Source organism: Cyanobium sp. BA5m-10, from assembly GCF_024346255.1.
Classification (GTDB): Bacteria; Cyanobacteriota; Cyanobacteriia; order PCC-6307; family Cyanobiaceae; genus Cyanobium_A; species Cyanobium_A usitatum.
Genome location: NZ_JAGQCP010000057.1, coordinates 1 through 13,780, shown reverse-complemented (window position 1 = coordinate 13,780; position 13,780 = coordinate 1). Strand labels below are relative to the sequence as shown.

Here is a 13,780-nt window from a genome sequence, read left to right as displayed (position 1 = left end):
TGGAATTGCTGCCGTAGCTGCCGCCGTCATGGTTGAGGCCAAGGCTGTGGCCCACCTCATGGCTCACGGTTTCCGCCGCCGCGTAGATCGAGGCGGCATCGGTACCGTTGTAACCGTTGAACACGAAACAGACTTCATCGGTGGCCCAGTTGAAGCTGCCCAGGTAGGCGGTACCACCACCGCCGGCATTGAAGATCGTTGCTTGGGTGACGAGGTTTGTGTTTGTGGTCATGGCCACCCGGATTCCCCAGCGGGTGTCACCGGTGCCGGATTTCTTCAGGTCTTCGCTGTTTGGTTCCTCAGTGGTGACGTCGATATTGAAGGGCGAGAAGTCTTCGGCAACCCGGCGCCAGATGTCCTGAATCGCCTGCTGGGTTACATCGGTGAAGCCTCCCTGGTAGAAGCCCCCTACCTGCAGTGCCCGGCCGTTCTCCCATTGGGAACTGGCTAGCGAGTAGCCATCGAAATCGAGGTAGATCCGGTGGTTGGCCGAGGGGTTGCTGTGCAGCTTAAAAGTGAGATCAAGGCCCAAAGCCGCCGCGGCCACGCCTACACCGGAGGCAACGTTGGTGCTGGTGACGAACAGCTGGGAGCAAGCCGGGCAGCGGCAAACGGTCGGCTCCGCTGCCGCGAGGCCAGCGCCGAGAAGCTCATGCACCAGGCTGGAGGCTCCATCAAAACGACGTAGCTCACTGCGAAGCTCCAGAGAGGACTCCGCTGCTGGGGAAAGGGTAAGCGGTGCAGAGGCCAAGGAGGATTGCCGATCTATCGCAGCCAGCTGCAGGCCGGTGAAAGCCCCGTTGGGGGCACTGGACGCCGCGGTCGTGCCGCGTCTGGCGCTTAGCTCGAGGGTCGATCCCGGTCGACGTTGGCGGCCCGATAGTTGCCCTAGTAGCTCTTCAAGGAAAGAAAGATGTGCCGATTGGGCCCTATCCATCGAGATCCTGAGAAAAATTTGAATTGCTTATCAGGTTATTGATTACCCAGCGCAGCAGAACCAGTTCCATCAAATCCCCACAACTGGGATGCGCCCTGCTGTCTTCATAGCTACCGTCCGGCCCATATGCCCTTGATCATGGCCCTCACCCCTTCCAGCGACAGCCAACTGCACGTGCTCCAGGCCGTAGAAGACGGCTGGGCTGCTTTTTGCCGCGCCCCCTGGGCTTTTTTGCTGTTTGAGGCCCTCTCCGCCCTGATCCTGCTGCCCTTCGCCGCCCTGGCCGCCGTAGGCGGGGCTCGCCTAGCCAGCGTGAATGAAGTGATGGCTGTGCACCCCACCGGAGCCTGGGCCGCCCTGATCGTAGGAATCATCGGCTACGTGATCGTGGCGCTATGGACCGTGGTCGGCCTGACCCGCGGCGCCTGGCTGAGCCTGGAGGGCCGCAAGCCCTGCTTCGCCGACTTCACCCGTTGGGACCGTCCCGCCAGCGCCCGCCTGCTTGGTTCCGGCATCCTGCTGGCAATCCTCATAGCCGTGGCCGGTGCCATCGCCACCCTGATCGGGGCAGGCCTGGGCAAGCTCAACGAGGCCCTCAGCGTGATCCCCATGATCGTGGTGGCAATCTTCTACATCTGGCTGCTGGTCACCCAGAAGTTCCTGATTCAGGTGTCGCTACTGGGCACCGCAAATCCCACCAAAACCATTGGTTCTGGCATGAATGTGGTGAATCCCAGCTGGTGGATGGTGCTGTGGCTCGGAATCATCGAGGGCGTGGTCCACACCATCGGCGGCCTGTTCAGCTACGGCGGCCTGCTGGTGGTGGTGCCCCTGGTGCTGTGCATCTCCACCGCCGCCTTCCGCCAGCTGTTTGGCGCCGAAGACCGCACCGGCCTGATCGGGTGATACAGCCTTAGCTGCGCCTACGCCCCCTCCCCGAGACGGCGGGCGATGCGCAGCCGGGCGCTACGGCTGCGCGGATTGGCTTCGGCCTCCTCGGGGCTGGCCTTAATCGCCTTGCGCGTTACCCGCTCCAGCCGATCGTCGGCCAAAAAGGCCGTTTTCACTCGCCGATCTTCAAGGGAGTGGAAGCTGATCACAGCCAGCAGCCCGCCTGGCTCCAGCCAGTTGGGGGCGTTGTGCAACAGCTTGTCCAACACCCCCAACTCATCGTTTACGGCAATGCGCAGGGCCTGAAAGGTGCGTGTGGCTGGATGGATGCGGCCGCGGCGCGCCGCGGGTGGGTAGCACCCGGCCACCAGGTAGGCCAGCTCGGCGGTATGGCGCTGGGCCCAGGGCCCCTGCTCCTTGAGCTTGCGGGCGATACGGCGCGACAGCCGCTCCTCGCCGTAGGCGTAGATCAGGTCTGCCAGCTCACTCTCGCCGGCACTATCAAGCAGCTCCCCAGCCGTTTGGCCGCGCTCCGGGTTCATGCGCATGTCGAGCGGCCCCTCGAGCCGGAAGCTGAAGCCCCGGGCCGCCACATCCAGCTGGGGACTGCTCACCCCCAGATCGGCCAGCACCGCTACGGCCGGCTCAGCAGGCACGAAATCGGCGAAGTTGGCGGCCACGATTGTGACCCGATCGCCAAATGGGGCGAGGCGCTCGGCGGCGGCGGCACGGGCGCTTGGGTCCTGGTCCAGCCCCACAAGTCGCAAGCCGGGATTGGCCTGCAGCAGCAGCGCGCTATGGCCGCCGCCGCCGAGGGTGCAGTCGATCAGCAGGCCTGCTGGCAGGCAAGCAAAGCCCGCCAGCACCGCCTCGGCCAGCACGGGCACATGTTCAAACAAGCCGCTGCCGGCGGGATCTGCCATGGCCACTCAGCGGCGGCGGCGGTGGGGAGAAGCCCAGCGGGCTAGCCGCTGGCCCAAGCCATGGCGAAAACGACCCCACCAGCTGGGCGCTGGGCGAAAGCGGCGGCAGAGATCGGGCAGCTCCCGCTCCAGTTCCGGGTGACCAAGCACCTGGAGCAGGGTCTGCAACAGACCGAGTTCCGCCGCCTTTCCCTGGCCATCCGCCGCCGCAAACAGGCAGTAGCAGCGGGCAATGGCTAGCCGCTGGAGGGGATCTGCGATGGCGGCAAGGCTGGCGCTGATCCGCTTGGGATCGGGTGGGCCATGCAAATCCGCGCTCTGGCGCTGGACATCGCTGAGGCGCAGGCTCTTCATGCAGAAGTAAAAAAGCTCCCATTCCTCCTGGTCAAAATCGCCATCAGCCAGGCTGAGGGCCCGGGCGCCCTGCAGGATCGCCAACCCCACCTGACTGCTCTCCACCGCGGTGGGAAGCACTGCCGTGAGGCTGTCGATAAGCAGCTGGCGCTGGCGGGCCGCCCGGAGCTGGTGTGGAGCCAGCAGCCAGCGCGAGAGGGTTGCGGCTGCCGGTGCCGTGATCCTTCGCAAAGGCGCTGGCTGGTGCTGACCCATGGTTTGCGCGGATTCAACACGGCCCCAGCAAGCTTAGGAGCCCTATCCGGGGGCGCTGGTGCGATCTTCTTCGTCAGAGATCGTTTAGCGGGCGCTTCCTTCCTAAGATCACCGCAAAGCGCTTAACCCCTCGGCCCCATGACGCAGCTGGAGACGCGCACGGAACCGATGGTGGTCAACTTCGGCCCCCACCACCCCTCGATGCACGGGGTGTTGCGGCTGGTGGTGACCCTCGATGGCGAGGACGTGGTGGATTGCGAGCCGGTGATCGGCTACCTCCACCGCGGCATGGAGAAAATTGCCGAGAACCGCACGAACGTGATGTTCGTGCCCTACGTGAGCCGCATGGACTATGCGGCTGGCATGTTTTATGAGGCGATTGTGGTGAACGCGCCGGAGCGGCTGGCCAATGTGCCCGTGCCCAAGCGCGCCAGCTACATCCGGGTGCTGATGCTGGAGCTAAACCGCATCGCTAACCACCTGCTGTGGCTTGGCCCGTTCCTGGCTGACGTGGGCGCCCAGACCCCGTTCTTCTACATCTTCCGCGAGCGGGAGATGATCTACGACCTGTGGGAAGCGGCCACCGGCCAGCGGCTGATCAACAACAACTATTTCCGCATTGGCGGGGTGGCGGCTGATCTGCCCTACGGCTGGCTGGAAAAGTGCCTCGACTTCTGCGACTGGTTTGGTCCCAAGATCGATGAATACGAAAAGCTAATTACCAACAACCCGATCTTCCGTAAGCGAATTGAGGGTCTAGGTGTGATCAGCCGCGAGATGGCGATCAATTGGAGCCTGTCGGGCCCGATGCTGCGCGCCTCAGGGGTGCCCTGGGACCTGCGCAAGGTCGACCACTACGAGTGCTACGACGACTTCGACTGGGACGTGGTCTGCGAACAGGAGGGTGACTGCTATGCCCGCTATCGGGTGCGCGTCAAGGAAATGCGCGAATCCCTCAAGATCCTGCGCCAGGCCTGCGCCATGATTCCCGGTGGAGCCACCGAGCACCTGGAAGCCCGCCGCATGGCGGAGGGCAAGGGCAGCGAATATTCCGGCTTTGATTATCAATATGTGGCCAAGAAAGTGGCCCCAACCTTCAAGATTCCCGAAGGTGAGCTCTACACCCGCCTGGAATCGGGCAAGGGCGAAATCGGGGTGTATCTGCAGGGCAACAACGACGTCACCCCCTGGCGCTTCAAGATCCGCGCCGCCGACTTCAACAACCTGCAAATCCTGCCCCACATCCTCAAAGGGGCCAAGGTGGCCGACATCATGGCCATCCTCGGCTCGATCGACGTGATCATGGGATCGGTTGATCGCTGATTCCAGCAGCTGGCTGCTGCTATGCCGCACCGTGCGCTTCGGGGACACCGATGCCGCCGGGGTGATGCATTTCCACCAGCTACTGCGCTGGTGCCACGAGGCTTACGAAGAAAGCCTGGAGCTCTATGGCCTGCCTGCAGCTGAAATCTTTCCCACCCCGGGGCACATACCCGCCATTGCCCTGCCGCTAGTGCATTGCAGCGCAGACTTCCTTTCTCCCCTTGTCTGCGGCGACCCCCTAGCAATCCAGCTGGAACCCCGGCGCCTGGATTCCGGCAGCTTTGAGGTGCACTACAACTTCCGCAGCGGCGAGAGGGCCGCAGCCAGGGGGCTCACCAAGCACCTGGCGATCGAGACGGCCAGCCGCCGGCGCTGCCCCTTGCCAGCTGGGCTGCAGCGCTGGCTGGAAGCATCGAGCCTGGGCCAAGGCATCCAGCCCCTTTAGTGCCGGCTGAAGGCATAAAGCAGCGCCGCCAACTGCAGGGGCAGCAGGGCCGCCATCAGCGCCAGCGGATGCAAGCCGTCGTGGGGAATAGCTGCAGCCAGGCCAAAACTGAGGGCACCAGCTCCAGACAAAAGCAACAAAACCGGTGCCCGGGCTAAGAGCTCAGAACCAATCTTTTTGGCCATCTAGGTATTCGGTTTCAAATTCTGCATTGGATTTCGTCAAGTAAATGACGCCCTCAATAATGCCAATGACCTGAAAAACAAAATAGCCCACCCCGCAGGTCAGAAGCGATACCACCAACATGATTACCGCCGGCTTGGTGTAGCCAAGAATGAATTTGTGCACCCCAAAGGCGCCCAGAAAGATTCCGGTGAGACCCGCCGCCAGCTTCTTATTGCTGATTTCGGTCTCAGACAGGCTCGACATCGACTGACGCGGGAGAAACGACCTCAACAGCTTTTAGCTGATCAACCCAGGCCCGCCAATGATTTCGTTGCCATTTGCCCAGCTCCGCTGGCGCCAACTCGGGGCAGAGCAGCCACCGACCTGGCCGCTCTGCCGGTGGCCAGGAATCACAAAGCTGCTGCAACGCCAACTGCAGCTCCTCCCAGCCTTGCTGGGGCGAGTCGGGCCGCACCAGGGCCACCAGTCGCTGGCCCCAGTCGGGATCATCGGTTGGCAGCAGCAAAAGCGCCTGCAGTGGCAAGCCAGCGGCCTGGGCCAGCTGCGCCAGCCGCTGCTCCAGCACATCTGGAAACACGGTTTCACCGCCGCTGTGAATGGCTCCATCGAGGCGTCCCAGCAGCTCCAGCCCCGCTGGGCCCAGCCGGCCGGCATCGCCACTGCGCCACCAGCCATCGGCAGTGCGCGGCAGGGGCTGGAGCCGGCCAGCCTCCAGCCAGCCCGGACTGAGCCGCTCACAGCGCACCTCAACGGCCTGTTCCGCCCCTAGCCGCAGCTCCACGTCCCCCAAGGGGGCGCCGCAGCCCGAAGCGCCCGCCAGGAAAGCTTCGGGCGCCAGGGCACACACCATCGCGGCCGTTTCCGTGGCCCCGTAGCAAGGGGCCAGCCGCAACCCGGCCAGCCTGGCCCGCTCCGCCAGCGCCGGCGGCAACGGCGCCCCACCAACCCAGATCAGGGCCAAACGCTGCAACCAGGCCACGCCTTCGGCAGCAGCCAGCAGCCGCTGCAGCTGGGTGGGCACCAGGGAAAGCAAGGCCGGACGGCCTGGATCCAGCGGGGCAGCCGCAGCCAACAGGGCCGGATCGCGCATCCAGGCCGGATCAAGACTCTGGTGGCCGGCGCCCCAGTGCTGGGCGCGCACCCAGGGCAGCAGCCCACTGACGTGATGCAATGGCAGGGAGTTGAGGTGCAGGCAGCTCGCCGGATCCAGCCCCAACCCCTCCAGCCAGCGACCAGTAGCCGACGCTGAAGCCTGCAGGTGGGCCAGGGGCTGGAGGCACCAGCGGCGACCGCCCGTGCTGCCGCCGCTGCCTAGCACCACCCCCGGCCCCCAACGCTCTTCCAAAAGGCCAAGGCCATCGGGCCCGATCGCCGCCGCCAAAGCCTGCTGGTCGCTGGCAGCCGGGCCCGCCAAGGCCGCCAGGCGGCCGGCATCCCAGAGCTTTTGCAACTGCTCGGGCGTCATTGCTGCTGATCTCGGCTGATTTGGGCGGCGGCAGCCCACACCGCTGCCGGATCGGCGCTGGCCAGGGCTCCGGGGGCTTGCCAACCCGGCGCCAAGCCCGGCGCCGCCGGCGTGGGGCCCTCGGACTGCAGGGCTGCCAGATGCTCTAGCCAGCGGCGGCCGATGCCGGTTTCAAAGGCTGTGCTGAGCATCAGCCGCGGCCTGCCCCGCTCCAGGGCCGCCAGCAGCACTCGAGGGTCCCCCTCCTGGCTGGGGCGGCGCACCTGCCAGCCCGGCCAACTGCAGCGCAGTCCCGGGTCGCACTGCAACGATTCATCCAGAGCCACGGGAACCTGGGCCGCTAAGGCCTCCAGGCCCGCCTGGTCGGCCGGGGCTAGGGGCTGCTCCAGCCACTGCAGCCGCGGCTCGCCCGCCAAACGCCCGGCCCAGACCGCCGCCGTGGCCCGGCTCCAGCCGCCATTGGCATCAAGGCGCAAGCGGGCGGTTGCTGGCAGGCGCTGCAGCAGCTGCTCCAGCAGCTCGCGCTCCAAAGCATCGGCGCAAACGGCCAGTTTCCACTTGAACACCGGAGCCGGCCCCAGCTCGGGCTCAAGCTGCTCCAAAACATCGATGGCGGCTGGTCCTGCCGGCAGCAGCCGGGCCGCAGGCGGCGGCGGCAGCCAGCGGCGCTGCGGCAAGCCGGCCAGCTCTGCCAGGGCAGCCCCGAGGGCAAAGGCAAGGGTTGGGGGAAACTGGCCCGCCTGCAGCAACCTCTCGAGTTCGGCTGTCCCATAGCTGGCATCCAAAGCAGCGAGGGCCGCCGCCAGTGGCTCCAGCTGGCCATCGAGGGGGGCGGCCTCGCCCCAGCCCAGATCGCCCTGGGGGCTCCGCAAGCGCAGCAGCCAGCCGCGCCGCTGCTGCACGGAGCCTGCAGCCGTAACCAGGGGCTGGGGCAGGGCGAAGCCGAAGGGCCGCCACTGCAACTGCAGCAGGCCCCCCTGGCTCATCCTGTGAAGCGCCCCAGGGCCAGGCCCAGGGCCAAACCCAAACCATTGAGCGCCTGAAAGCGCAGGGCCAGAAATTTGCTGCCGCTAATCCGCCCAGGCTCGCCATGGTGGCGCTGCAACAGGGCGATCAGCTGACGGGCGGGCGGCAGGCCGATCACGCCGAGCAGGGCCGTGAGCGGCCACTGGCCCAGCAGCACCGGCGCCCACTGCAGGGCCAGGCAGCCGGCCACAAACCAGGGCACCAACCCCGAGGCAGCCGCCGTACCCAGATGCACCACCGGCGAACGCTTGCCATGGGCAGCGTCCTCATCAACCTGGTGGAAATGGGAGCAGAACAGCACCAGGGTGGTAGCGAGGGCTGGGCCACTGCCAAGGGCCAGGGCGATGCGCCAGGGCACCCCGCTGGCCCCCGCTGGCGCCAGGGCCAGCAGGCCGGCGGCGGTGGCCAAGGGGCCGAAAGCAAGCCAGCAGAGGGGCTCACCCAGGCCCCGATAGCCCAGCCGAAACGGCGGCCCCTGATACAGGTAGCCCAGGCCGCAGCAGGCCAGCACCAAAGCCAGTACCGCCGGGCTGCTGCGCCAGGCCACCAGCGCCATCAGAGCCAGGCCCAGCAGCAGGCAGCCATTGGCCAGCCCGGCCACCCGATCGCGGCGGCCCGTGAGATTCACCACGGAATGGGGCTTGCCGTCGGCATCCACGCCGGTGTCGGCATCAAAAACATCGTTGGCCAGGTTTTCCCAGGCCAGCAGCAGCACCGCCGCCAACAGAAACAGCAGCAGCTGGTCAAACCGCACCGGCAGGGCCTGGCCTAGACGCCAGCCGGCGGCCAGCAGCACCGGCATCACCGCCACGGCGTACATCGGCCACTTGATCGCCGCCTGCCAGAGGCGGCGGCGATCGAGGGAATTGGCGTAACGGCTTGCGACGACCTTGGGCTCAGTCATGGGGGCCGCAGGCGGCAGCCACTGCAGGGCCCATACATTTGAGCAGCTCTTCGTCGCGGCCCCGGCCCTTCCTGGTGCAGGCCCCTTCTTCCTTCACCGATTCAACGGGTGATTCATTCACCAGTTTGCTGGTCGCCGCCAACGAGCAGGCGCGCCAGCTGGAGGAGGAGGGCGTCCTCAGCCTGGCCCTACCCCTGGCCGGCGGAGACCCGATGCTGCTGCTGCCCCATCTGGAGCCCGAGGATGAAGCCCTGGCTCCAGGCGGCGACAGCTTCCGCTTCCTGTGGGACGGGGCACCGGGGCTCTGCATCGCCGCCGCCGGCCGCACCAACAGCCTCGAGCTCAGTGGTCCGCGCCGCTTTGAGCTGGCCCAGCGTTTTGCCAGCGCCTGCCTCAGCCGGCTAGCCACCCCGGAGAGCGGCCCGCCCCTGGCCCGGCCGCGGGTGCTGCTGGCCTTCGGTTTCTTTGAAGCGCCCCTGCAGCCGGGGCCCACAGCAATCCCAGGCGTACAGGCCGTGCTGCCGCGTTGGCAGCTGAGCCGCCAGGGCCAGCACTGCTGGCTGCGGCTGCAGCGCAGCCTCGGCGGTGGCGTGACGCCGCGCCAGCTAGCCGAAGAGCTGTGGGAGCAGGCCCGCCGGCTGGAGCGCCTGGTGCAACAACAAGATGGGCTGGAGCCAAGGGCTGTCAGTCGAATCGCCATCCGCCGCAGTTCGCCATGGCAGGAGAGCTACCGCTCCGCGGTTGAGCGGGGCCTGGAGTTGGTGGAGAGGGACGAGCTGGAAAAAGTGGTGCTGGCCGTGCGCCAGGAGCTGCAGCTTGAGGCCGCGCCCCATCCCCTGGCCCTGCTGGCCCCCCTACGGCGCCACCAGAGCGGCAGCTGCCGCTTTCTGTGGCAGCAAGCCCGCGGGACTGCCCTGATCGGCGCCTCCCCCGAACGGTTGCTCACGGTGCGCCAGGGGCAACTGCGCAGTGATGCCCTAGCGGGCACCGCCCCAGCTGGAGAGCAGGCCGCAGGGCTGCTGCACTCCTGCAAAGATCGCCATGAGCATGAGCTGGTGGTGGACACGATCACCGCCGTACTCGCCAGAGCGGGCCTCAACCCGCGGCGACCGCGCCATCCACGCCTGGCCCGCCACGGCCAACTGGTGCATCTGCACACCCCGATTACGGCAGCCCTGGGCCAGCACCAGCCCCTGAGCATCGCCGCCGCCCTCCATCCCACCCCGGCTGTGGCGGGCCTGCCGCGGCGCGAGGCGATGGCCTGGCTGCGCAGCCTGGAGCCCTTCGAGCGCGGCCACTACGCCGCCCCAATCGGCTGGATCGACAGCGCCGGCGACGCCGACCTACGGGTGGCGATCCGCAGCGGCACCCTGCGGGGCGACCGGCTCGAGCTCACCGCCGGTGCTGGCCTAGTGAGGGGTTCAACGGTGGAGCGGGAGCTGCAGGAGGTGGCCCTGAAACTGGGCGTACTGCAGCAGCAGCTCAGCTGCGCCACCGACCATCAAGCAGCCAGCAGCCGCGCCATCGTCTGATCCGCCAGGGGAATCCCGGCCAGCCGCTCCACCTCGCGCACGCCGGTGGGGCTGGTCACATTGATCTCGCTGAGGCGGCCATCGATCACATCGATGCCCACAAAAAACAAACCTTCAGCCCGCAACGCTGGCGCCAACTCAGCGCAGATAGCCCTCTCCGCCGCCGTGAGCTCCGTTACCTCCGGAGCACCGCCCACGGCCAGGTTGCTGCGGAACTCGCCACCGGCGGGGATGCGATTCACCGCCCCCAGGGGCTCGCCATCCACCAGCAGGATGCGCTTATCTCCAGCTCTCACCCCGGGCAGGAAGGCCTGCACCATCACCGGCAGCTGCTCCTGGCCAGTCACCAGCTCCAGCAGGGCTCGCAAACCCGGCGTTGCTGCAGAAGCAAATACCACCCCCTGGCCAGCCCGCCCCCCCAGGGGCTTAAGCACCACCTCGCCATGCTCGGCGGTGAAAGCGGCCAGCGCTGTCACCCGACTAGCCACCAGGGTGGGGGCCATCAGCTGGCTCCAGCGCAGGGCACTGAGTTTTTCGTTCCAGGCTCGCAGCGAAGCGGGCCGGTTGAGCACCCGCACGCCCTGACGCTCCCCCAACTCCAGCAGATGGGTGGCATAGAGATAGGCCTCATCCACCGGGGGGTCCTTGCGCATCCACACCCGCGGAAAGGCGGTGAGGGGCAGCAGCTGGGGATCGCCAAGTTCAAACCAGGGCTCGCAATTCACGGGGGTGGCCACCACCCAGGCGCCATGGCCTTGCGGGGGAGGGCCTTGCAGGGGGTCTCCTGGCACCTCGGCGGCAGAAAGATCGGCGATGGTGCAAACCCACACCTGCTCGCCGGCTCGCTGGGCTGCCTGCATCAGGGCAACGCTGGAATCTTTGGCTGGATTGAGCCGGGCGATCGGATCGATCACAAACAGTTGGGATGCCACCGCTCAGCTCGCCAGCAGAACGTCGAGCTGGCCGGAGCGCTCGAGGGCATGCAGATCGTCGCAACCACCTACGTGCTGGCCATTGATGAAGGTCTGGGGCACGCTGCGGCTCCCGCCGCTCTTAGCCGCCATCGCCGAGCGGGCCGACTCGTCGCCATCGATTGCAAATTCGGCGTAAGCCACTCCCTTGCGGTCGAGTAGGGCCTTGGCGCGCACACAGAAGGGACAGGCCCGCCAGGTGTAGATCTCAACGGTGGCGGCCATTTAGACGGCTCCGGTCAGGTTTTGTTGATCGTAGAAGCGGGCCAGGGCGCGCGGGCCCGGGAGCCTCGCACCTATATCGATTAGCTAAGCCAAGACTTAGCTAATCAACAAAACCGCTCCCCCAGCCCCGCCCCCTAGCGGCGAAGCTGGCCGGCGCTGATACCGTCAAGCAACTATCCAGCTGCACCGGTGCTCGATCTCACCGACTTCAAGCGCGACCTCTCCGAGCTCACTGACCGCCTGGGCAACGCCCAGGACTGCCTTTGACGTACCGGCCCTGAAAGCCCGCCAACAGGACCTTGAGCAGCTGGCCTCCCAGGGCGACTTCTGGGACGACCAGAAGCAGGCCCAGGTCAAGATGCGCCAGCTCGACGAGGTGAAGGCTCAGCTTGAGCAATTGGCGAAATGGCAGGCCAGCGTCTCCGACGGGGAGGCCACCGTGGAGCTCTACAACCTCGAGCCCGATGAGGAGTTGCTGGCCGAATCCAACCAAGCCCTGCAGTCCCTCAAAGCCGATTTGGATCGCTGGGAGCTCGAGCGCCTGCTGAGCGGCCCCTACGACAAGGAGGGCGCCGTGATCAGCATCAACGCCGGTGCCGGCGGCACCGACGCCCAGGACTGGGCCCTGATGCTGATGCGGATGTACACCCGCTGGGCCGAAGACCACGGCATGAAGGTGAGTGTGGACGAGCTCAGCGAGGGGGAAGAAGCCGGCATTAAGAGCTGCACGATCGAGATCGAGGGCCGCTATGCCTACGGCTACCTGCGCAACGAGAAGGGCACCCACCGGCTGGTGCGCATCTCCCCCTTCAATGCCAACGACAAACGCCAGACGAGCTTCGCCGGCGTGGAGGTGATGCCCCAGATCGATGAGGACGTGAAGCTCGACATCCCCGACAAGGACCTGGAGATCACCACCTCGCGCTCCGGCGGCGCTGGCGGCCAGAACGTCAACAAGGTGGAAACTGCCGTGCGCATCCTGCACATCCCCACCGGCCTGTTTGTGCGCTGCACCCAGGAGCGCTCCCAGCTGCAAAACAAAGAGAAGGCGATGGCCCTGCTGATGGCCAAGTTGCTGGTGATTGCCCAGGAGCAGCGGGCCTCCGAAATCGCCGACATCCGCGGCGACATTGTGGAAGCGGCCTGGGGCAACCAGATCCGCAACTACGTATTTCACCCATATCAAATGGTGAAAGATTTGCGCACCCAGCAGGAAACCACCGACGTGCAGGGCGTCATGGACGGCGATCTCGATCCCTTTATCCAGAGCCTGCTGCATGCGGGCGTCGAGCTAGCTGGAGGCGGCAGCGATGACTGATACCGGCAAAACCGGCGAAAACCCCAGCTTCATCAAGCTGGCGATGCGCAACATGGTGCGCAAGGGCCGCCAAAGCCTGTTTCACTTCGGCCTCACCGCCCTCGGGCTCACGGGCTTCCTGGTGCTGATCGCCTGGCTCGGCCGCCCCCAACTACCCGGAGGCTGAGATGGCCACCTCGACCGATCTCGACCTGGCCTTTAGCGCTGATCCCGATCTGGCTGATCCCGATCTGGAGGTGGCCCCGCTGCTGTTAGATGCCGATCAGTGGCAGACACGATTGAGCGCCTGGCTACACCAGCTGGCCCCGGAACTCCCCGCCGCCCTGCAAGCGCCCGCCTACAGCCTGGGGCTGAGCCTGGTGACTGACGCCGAAATCGCCGAGCTCAATGCCGACTGGCGCCAGAAGGAAGGCCCCACCGACGTGCTGGCCTTCGCCGCCCAGGACGAAGCAACCGATGGCGCCCCGCCAATGCCGGCATCCGGGGAGGCGGAGCCCCTGGAGCTGGGCGACATCGTCATCTCCATAGAAACGGCAGCCCGCCAGGCACCGGAGCATGGCCACGACCTGGAGCAGGAACTGCTGTTTCTGGCTAGCCATGGCCTGCTGCATCTGCTGGGCTGGGACCACCCTGACGAAACCAGTCTCGCCGCCATGCTGGCGCGCCAGGAAAGGCTGGTTAAGGTGCCGGCGGAGCCATGATCAACCTGCGCCCCTTACCGACCCCAGAAACTCGTGGGCGCCGCCTCAGGGCCCGGGCCTGGACTGTGGCCAGTGACCTGCCGGCAAGTTTTCGTTATGCCGCCCAGGGCCTGGCCTATGGCTTTGCCAGCCAGCGCAACTTCCGCATCCATGTGATCACCGGGGCGGTGGTCTTTGGCCTGGGGCTGTGGCTGCAACTACCCACGGCCCAACTGGCCGTGCTGGTGCTCACCGTGGCGGCCGTGCTGGTGCTGGAGTTGCTCAACACCGCCACCGAAGCGGTGGTGGATCTGGCCATCGGCCGCCAGTTCCACCCCCTGGCCA

At 66.3% G+C, this 13,780-nt stretch carries 18 protein-coding genes; 8 read left to right on the top strand and 10 right to left on the bottom strand.

The genetic code is table 11. The features are described 5' to 3' along the window. Window positions 1-937 (bottom strand): zinc-dependent metalloprotease (locus KBY85_RS13970; protein WP_254962070.1); only part of this gene is annotated, 937 nt, incomplete at its 3' end. Between the two features lie 138 nt (window positions 938-1,075). Here KBY85_RS13970 and KBY85_RS13965 point away from each other — a divergent pair. Further along, a complete protein-coding gene (locus KBY85_RS13965; RefSeq protein ID WP_254962069.1) occupies window positions 1,076-1,843 on the top strand; it encodes a hypothetical protein in 768 nt (255 codons plus the stop codon). A gap of 17 nt (window positions 1,844-1,860) precedes the next feature. Here the strand turns inward: KBY85_RS13965 and rsmH are convergent, their stop codons facing one another. Continuing rightward, window positions 1,861-2,751 (bottom strand): 16S rRNA (cytosine(1402)-N(4))-methyltransferase RsmH, encoded by an 891-nt coding sequence (gene rsmH, locus KBY85_RS13960; protein ID WP_254962068.1) that lies wholly within the window; start codon window positions 2,749-2,751, stop codon window positions 1,861-1,863. Window positions 2,752-2,757: 6 nt separating this feature from the next. Then, the gene (locus KBY85_RS13955; protein WP_254962067.1) at window positions 2,758-3,360 is read right to left on the bottom strand and encodes a hypothetical protein; all 603 of its coding nucleotides are present in this window, start codon (window positions 3,358-3,360) and stop codon (window positions 2,758-2,760) included. 138 nt (window positions 3,361-3,498) lie between these two features. On the opposite strand from KBY85_RS13955, the gene KBY85_RS13950 reads away from it, so the two are divergent. Together KBY85_RS13950 and KBY85_RS13945 are read left to right on the top strand one after the other, a co-directional pair. After that, a complete protein-coding gene (locus KBY85_RS13950; RefSeq protein ID WP_254962066.1) occupies window positions 3,499-4,683 on the top strand; it encodes an NAD(P)H-quinone oxidoreductase subunit H in 1,185 nt (394 codons plus the stop codon). Next, window positions 4,673-5,128: a thioesterase family protein gene (locus KBY85_RS13945; protein ID WP_254962065.1), complete on the top strand. Its 456-nt coding sequence runs from the start codon at window positions 4,673-4,675 to the stop codon at window positions 5,126-5,128. Before KBY85_RS13950 ends, KBY85_RS13945 begins: the two co-directional genes overlap by 11 nt. On the opposite strand, the gene KBY85_RS13940 is transcribed toward KBY85_RS13945, so the two are convergent. From KBY85_RS13940 to menA, 5 genes are read right to left on the bottom strand one after another with little or no spacing between them, the layout of a single operon-like run. Continuing rightward, entirely contained in the window at window positions 5,125-5,313 is a 189-nt protein-coding gene (locus tag KBY85_RS13940; protein WP_254962064.1) for a hypothetical protein, read from the bottom strand. The genes KBY85_RS13945 and KBY85_RS13940 overlap by 4 nt on opposite strands. After that, complete coding sequence (locus KBY85_RS13935) at window positions 5,291-5,557, bottom strand: TM2 domain-containing protein (protein ID WP_254962063.1); 267 nt, start codon at window positions 5,555-5,557, stop codon at window positions 5,291-5,293. The genes KBY85_RS13940 and KBY85_RS13935 overlap by 23 nt, the downstream gene beginning before the upstream one ends. After that, window positions 5,541-6,779: an AMP-binding protein gene (locus KBY85_RS13930; protein WP_254962062.1), complete on the bottom strand. Its 1,239-nt coding sequence runs from the start codon at window positions 6,777-6,779 to the stop codon at window positions 5,541-5,543. Before KBY85_RS13930 ends, KBY85_RS13935 begins: the two co-directional genes overlap by 17 nt. Next, window positions 6,776-7,765: an o-succinylbenzoate synthase gene (gene menC / locus KBY85_RS13925; RefSeq protein ID WP_254962061.1), complete on the bottom strand. Its 990-nt coding sequence runs from the start codon at window positions 7,763-7,765 to the stop codon at window positions 6,776-6,778. Before menC ends, KBY85_RS13930 begins: the two co-directional genes overlap by 4 nt. Next, complete coding sequence (gene menA / locus KBY85_RS13920; RefSeq protein WP_254962060.1) at window positions 7,762-8,709, bottom strand: 2-carboxy-1,4-naphthoquinone phytyltransferase; 948 nt, start codon at window positions 8,707-8,709, stop codon at window positions 7,762-7,764. Before menA ends, menC begins: the two co-directional genes overlap by 4 nt. Before the next feature lie 71 nt (window positions 8,710-8,780). On the opposite strand from menA, the gene KBY85_RS13915 reads away from it, so the two are divergent. Next, window positions 8,781-10,241, top strand: coding sequence for an isochorismate synthase (locus KBY85_RS13915; protein ID WP_261359661.1), 1,461 nt, complete (start codon window positions 8,781-8,783; stop codon window positions 10,239-10,241). Here KBY85_RS13915 and gshB read toward each other — a convergent pair. Both gshB and grxC read right to left on the bottom strand, forming a co-directional pair. Beyond that, the gene (gene gshB / locus KBY85_RS13910; protein WP_254962058.1) at window positions 10,211-11,173 is read right to left on the bottom strand and encodes a glutathione synthase; all 963 of its coding nucleotides are present in this window, start codon (window positions 11,171-11,173) and stop codon (window positions 10,211-10,213) included. The genes KBY85_RS13915 and gshB overlap by 31 nt on opposite strands. Window positions 11,174-11,176: 3 nt before the next feature. Next, entirely contained in the window at window positions 11,177-11,437 is a 261-nt protein-coding gene (gene grxC, locus KBY85_RS13905) for a glutaredoxin 3 (RefSeq protein WP_254942413.1), read from the bottom strand. Between the two features lie 189 nt (window positions 11,438-11,626). Here grxC and prfB point away from each other — a divergent pair. From prfB to KBY85_RS13885, 4 genes are all read left to right on the top strand, one after another. Beyond that, window positions 11,627-12,755 (top strand): peptide chain release factor 2 gene (gene prfB, locus KBY85_RS13900; RefSeq protein WP_254962057.1). Its coding sequence is split into 2 segments (ribosomal slippage): window positions 11,627-11,701 and window positions 11,703-12,755, totalling 1,128 coding nucleotides; the frame shifts between segments, so codons are not numbered across the junction. Then, window positions 12,748-12,921: a DUF3285 domain-containing protein gene (locus tag KBY85_RS13895; RefSeq protein WP_254962056.1), complete on the top strand. Its 174-nt coding sequence runs from the start codon at window positions 12,748-12,750 to the stop codon at window positions 12,919-12,921. Before prfB ends, KBY85_RS13895 begins: the two co-directional genes overlap by 8 nt. Before the next feature lies 1 nt (window position 12,922). Continuing rightward, window positions 12,923-13,456, top strand: a complete 534-nt coding sequence (gene ybeY, locus KBY85_RS13890) for an rRNA maturation RNase YbeY (protein ID WP_254962055.1) — start codon at window positions 12,923-12,925, stop codon at window positions 13,454-13,456. Further along, window positions 13,453-13,780, top strand: a 328-nt coding sequence (locus KBY85_RS13885; protein WP_254962053.1) for a diacylglycerol kinase family protein, incomplete at its 3' end; no start/stop codon positions are given. The genes ybeY and KBY85_RS13885, both read left to right, overlap by 4 nt.

Excerpts from the sequence above, each read along its gene's own strand:
- KBY85_RS13895 (WP_254962056.1), top strand. The coding sequence starts at position 12,748 with ATGACTGATACCGGCAAAACCGGCGAAAACCCCAGCTTCATCAAGCTG.
- KBY85_RS13930 (WP_254962062.1), bottom strand. The coding sequence starts at position 6,779 with ATGACGCCCGAGCAGTTGCAAAAGCTCTGGGATGCCGGCCGCCTGGCG.
- KBY85_RS13950 (WP_254962066.1), top strand. The coding sequence starts at position 3,499 with ATGACGCAGCTGGAGACGCGCACGGAACCGATGGTGGTCAACTTCGGC.
- KBY85_RS13940 (WP_254962064.1), bottom strand. The coding sequence starts at position 5,313 with ATGGCCAAAAAGATTGGTTCTGAGCTCTTAGCCCGGGCACCGGTTTTG.
- menC (WP_254962061.1), bottom strand. The coding sequence starts at position 7,765 with ATGAGCCAGGGGGGCCTGCTGCAGTTGCAGTGGCGGCCCTTCGGCTTC.
- menA (WP_254962060.1), bottom strand. The coding sequence starts at position 8,709 with ATGACTGAGCCCAAGGTCGTCGCAAGCCGTTACGCCAATTCCCTCGAT.
- grxC (WP_254942413.1), bottom strand. The coding sequence starts at position 11,437 with ATGGCCGCCACCGTTGAGATCTACACCTGGCGGGCCTGTCCCTTCTGT.
- KBY85_RS13935 (WP_254962063.1), bottom strand. The coding sequence starts at position 5,557 with ATGTCGAGCCTGTCTGAGACCGAAATCAGCAATAAGAAGCTGGCGGCG.
- KBY85_RS13965 (WP_254962069.1), top strand. The coding sequence starts at position 1,076 with ATGGCCCTCACCCCTTCCAGCGACAGCCAACTGCACGTGCTCCAGGCC.
- rsmH (WP_254962068.1), bottom strand. The coding sequence starts at position 2,751 with ATGGCAGATCCCGCCGGCAGCGGCTTGTTTGAACATGTGCCCGTGCTG.
- KBY85_RS13955 (WP_254962067.1), bottom strand. The coding sequence starts at position 3,360 with ATGGGTCAGCACCAGCCAGCGCCTTTGCGAAGGATCACGGCACCGGCA.
- ybeY (WP_254962055.1), top strand. The coding sequence starts at position 12,923 with ATGGCCACCTCGACCGATCTCGACCTGGCCTTTAGCGCTGATCCCGAT.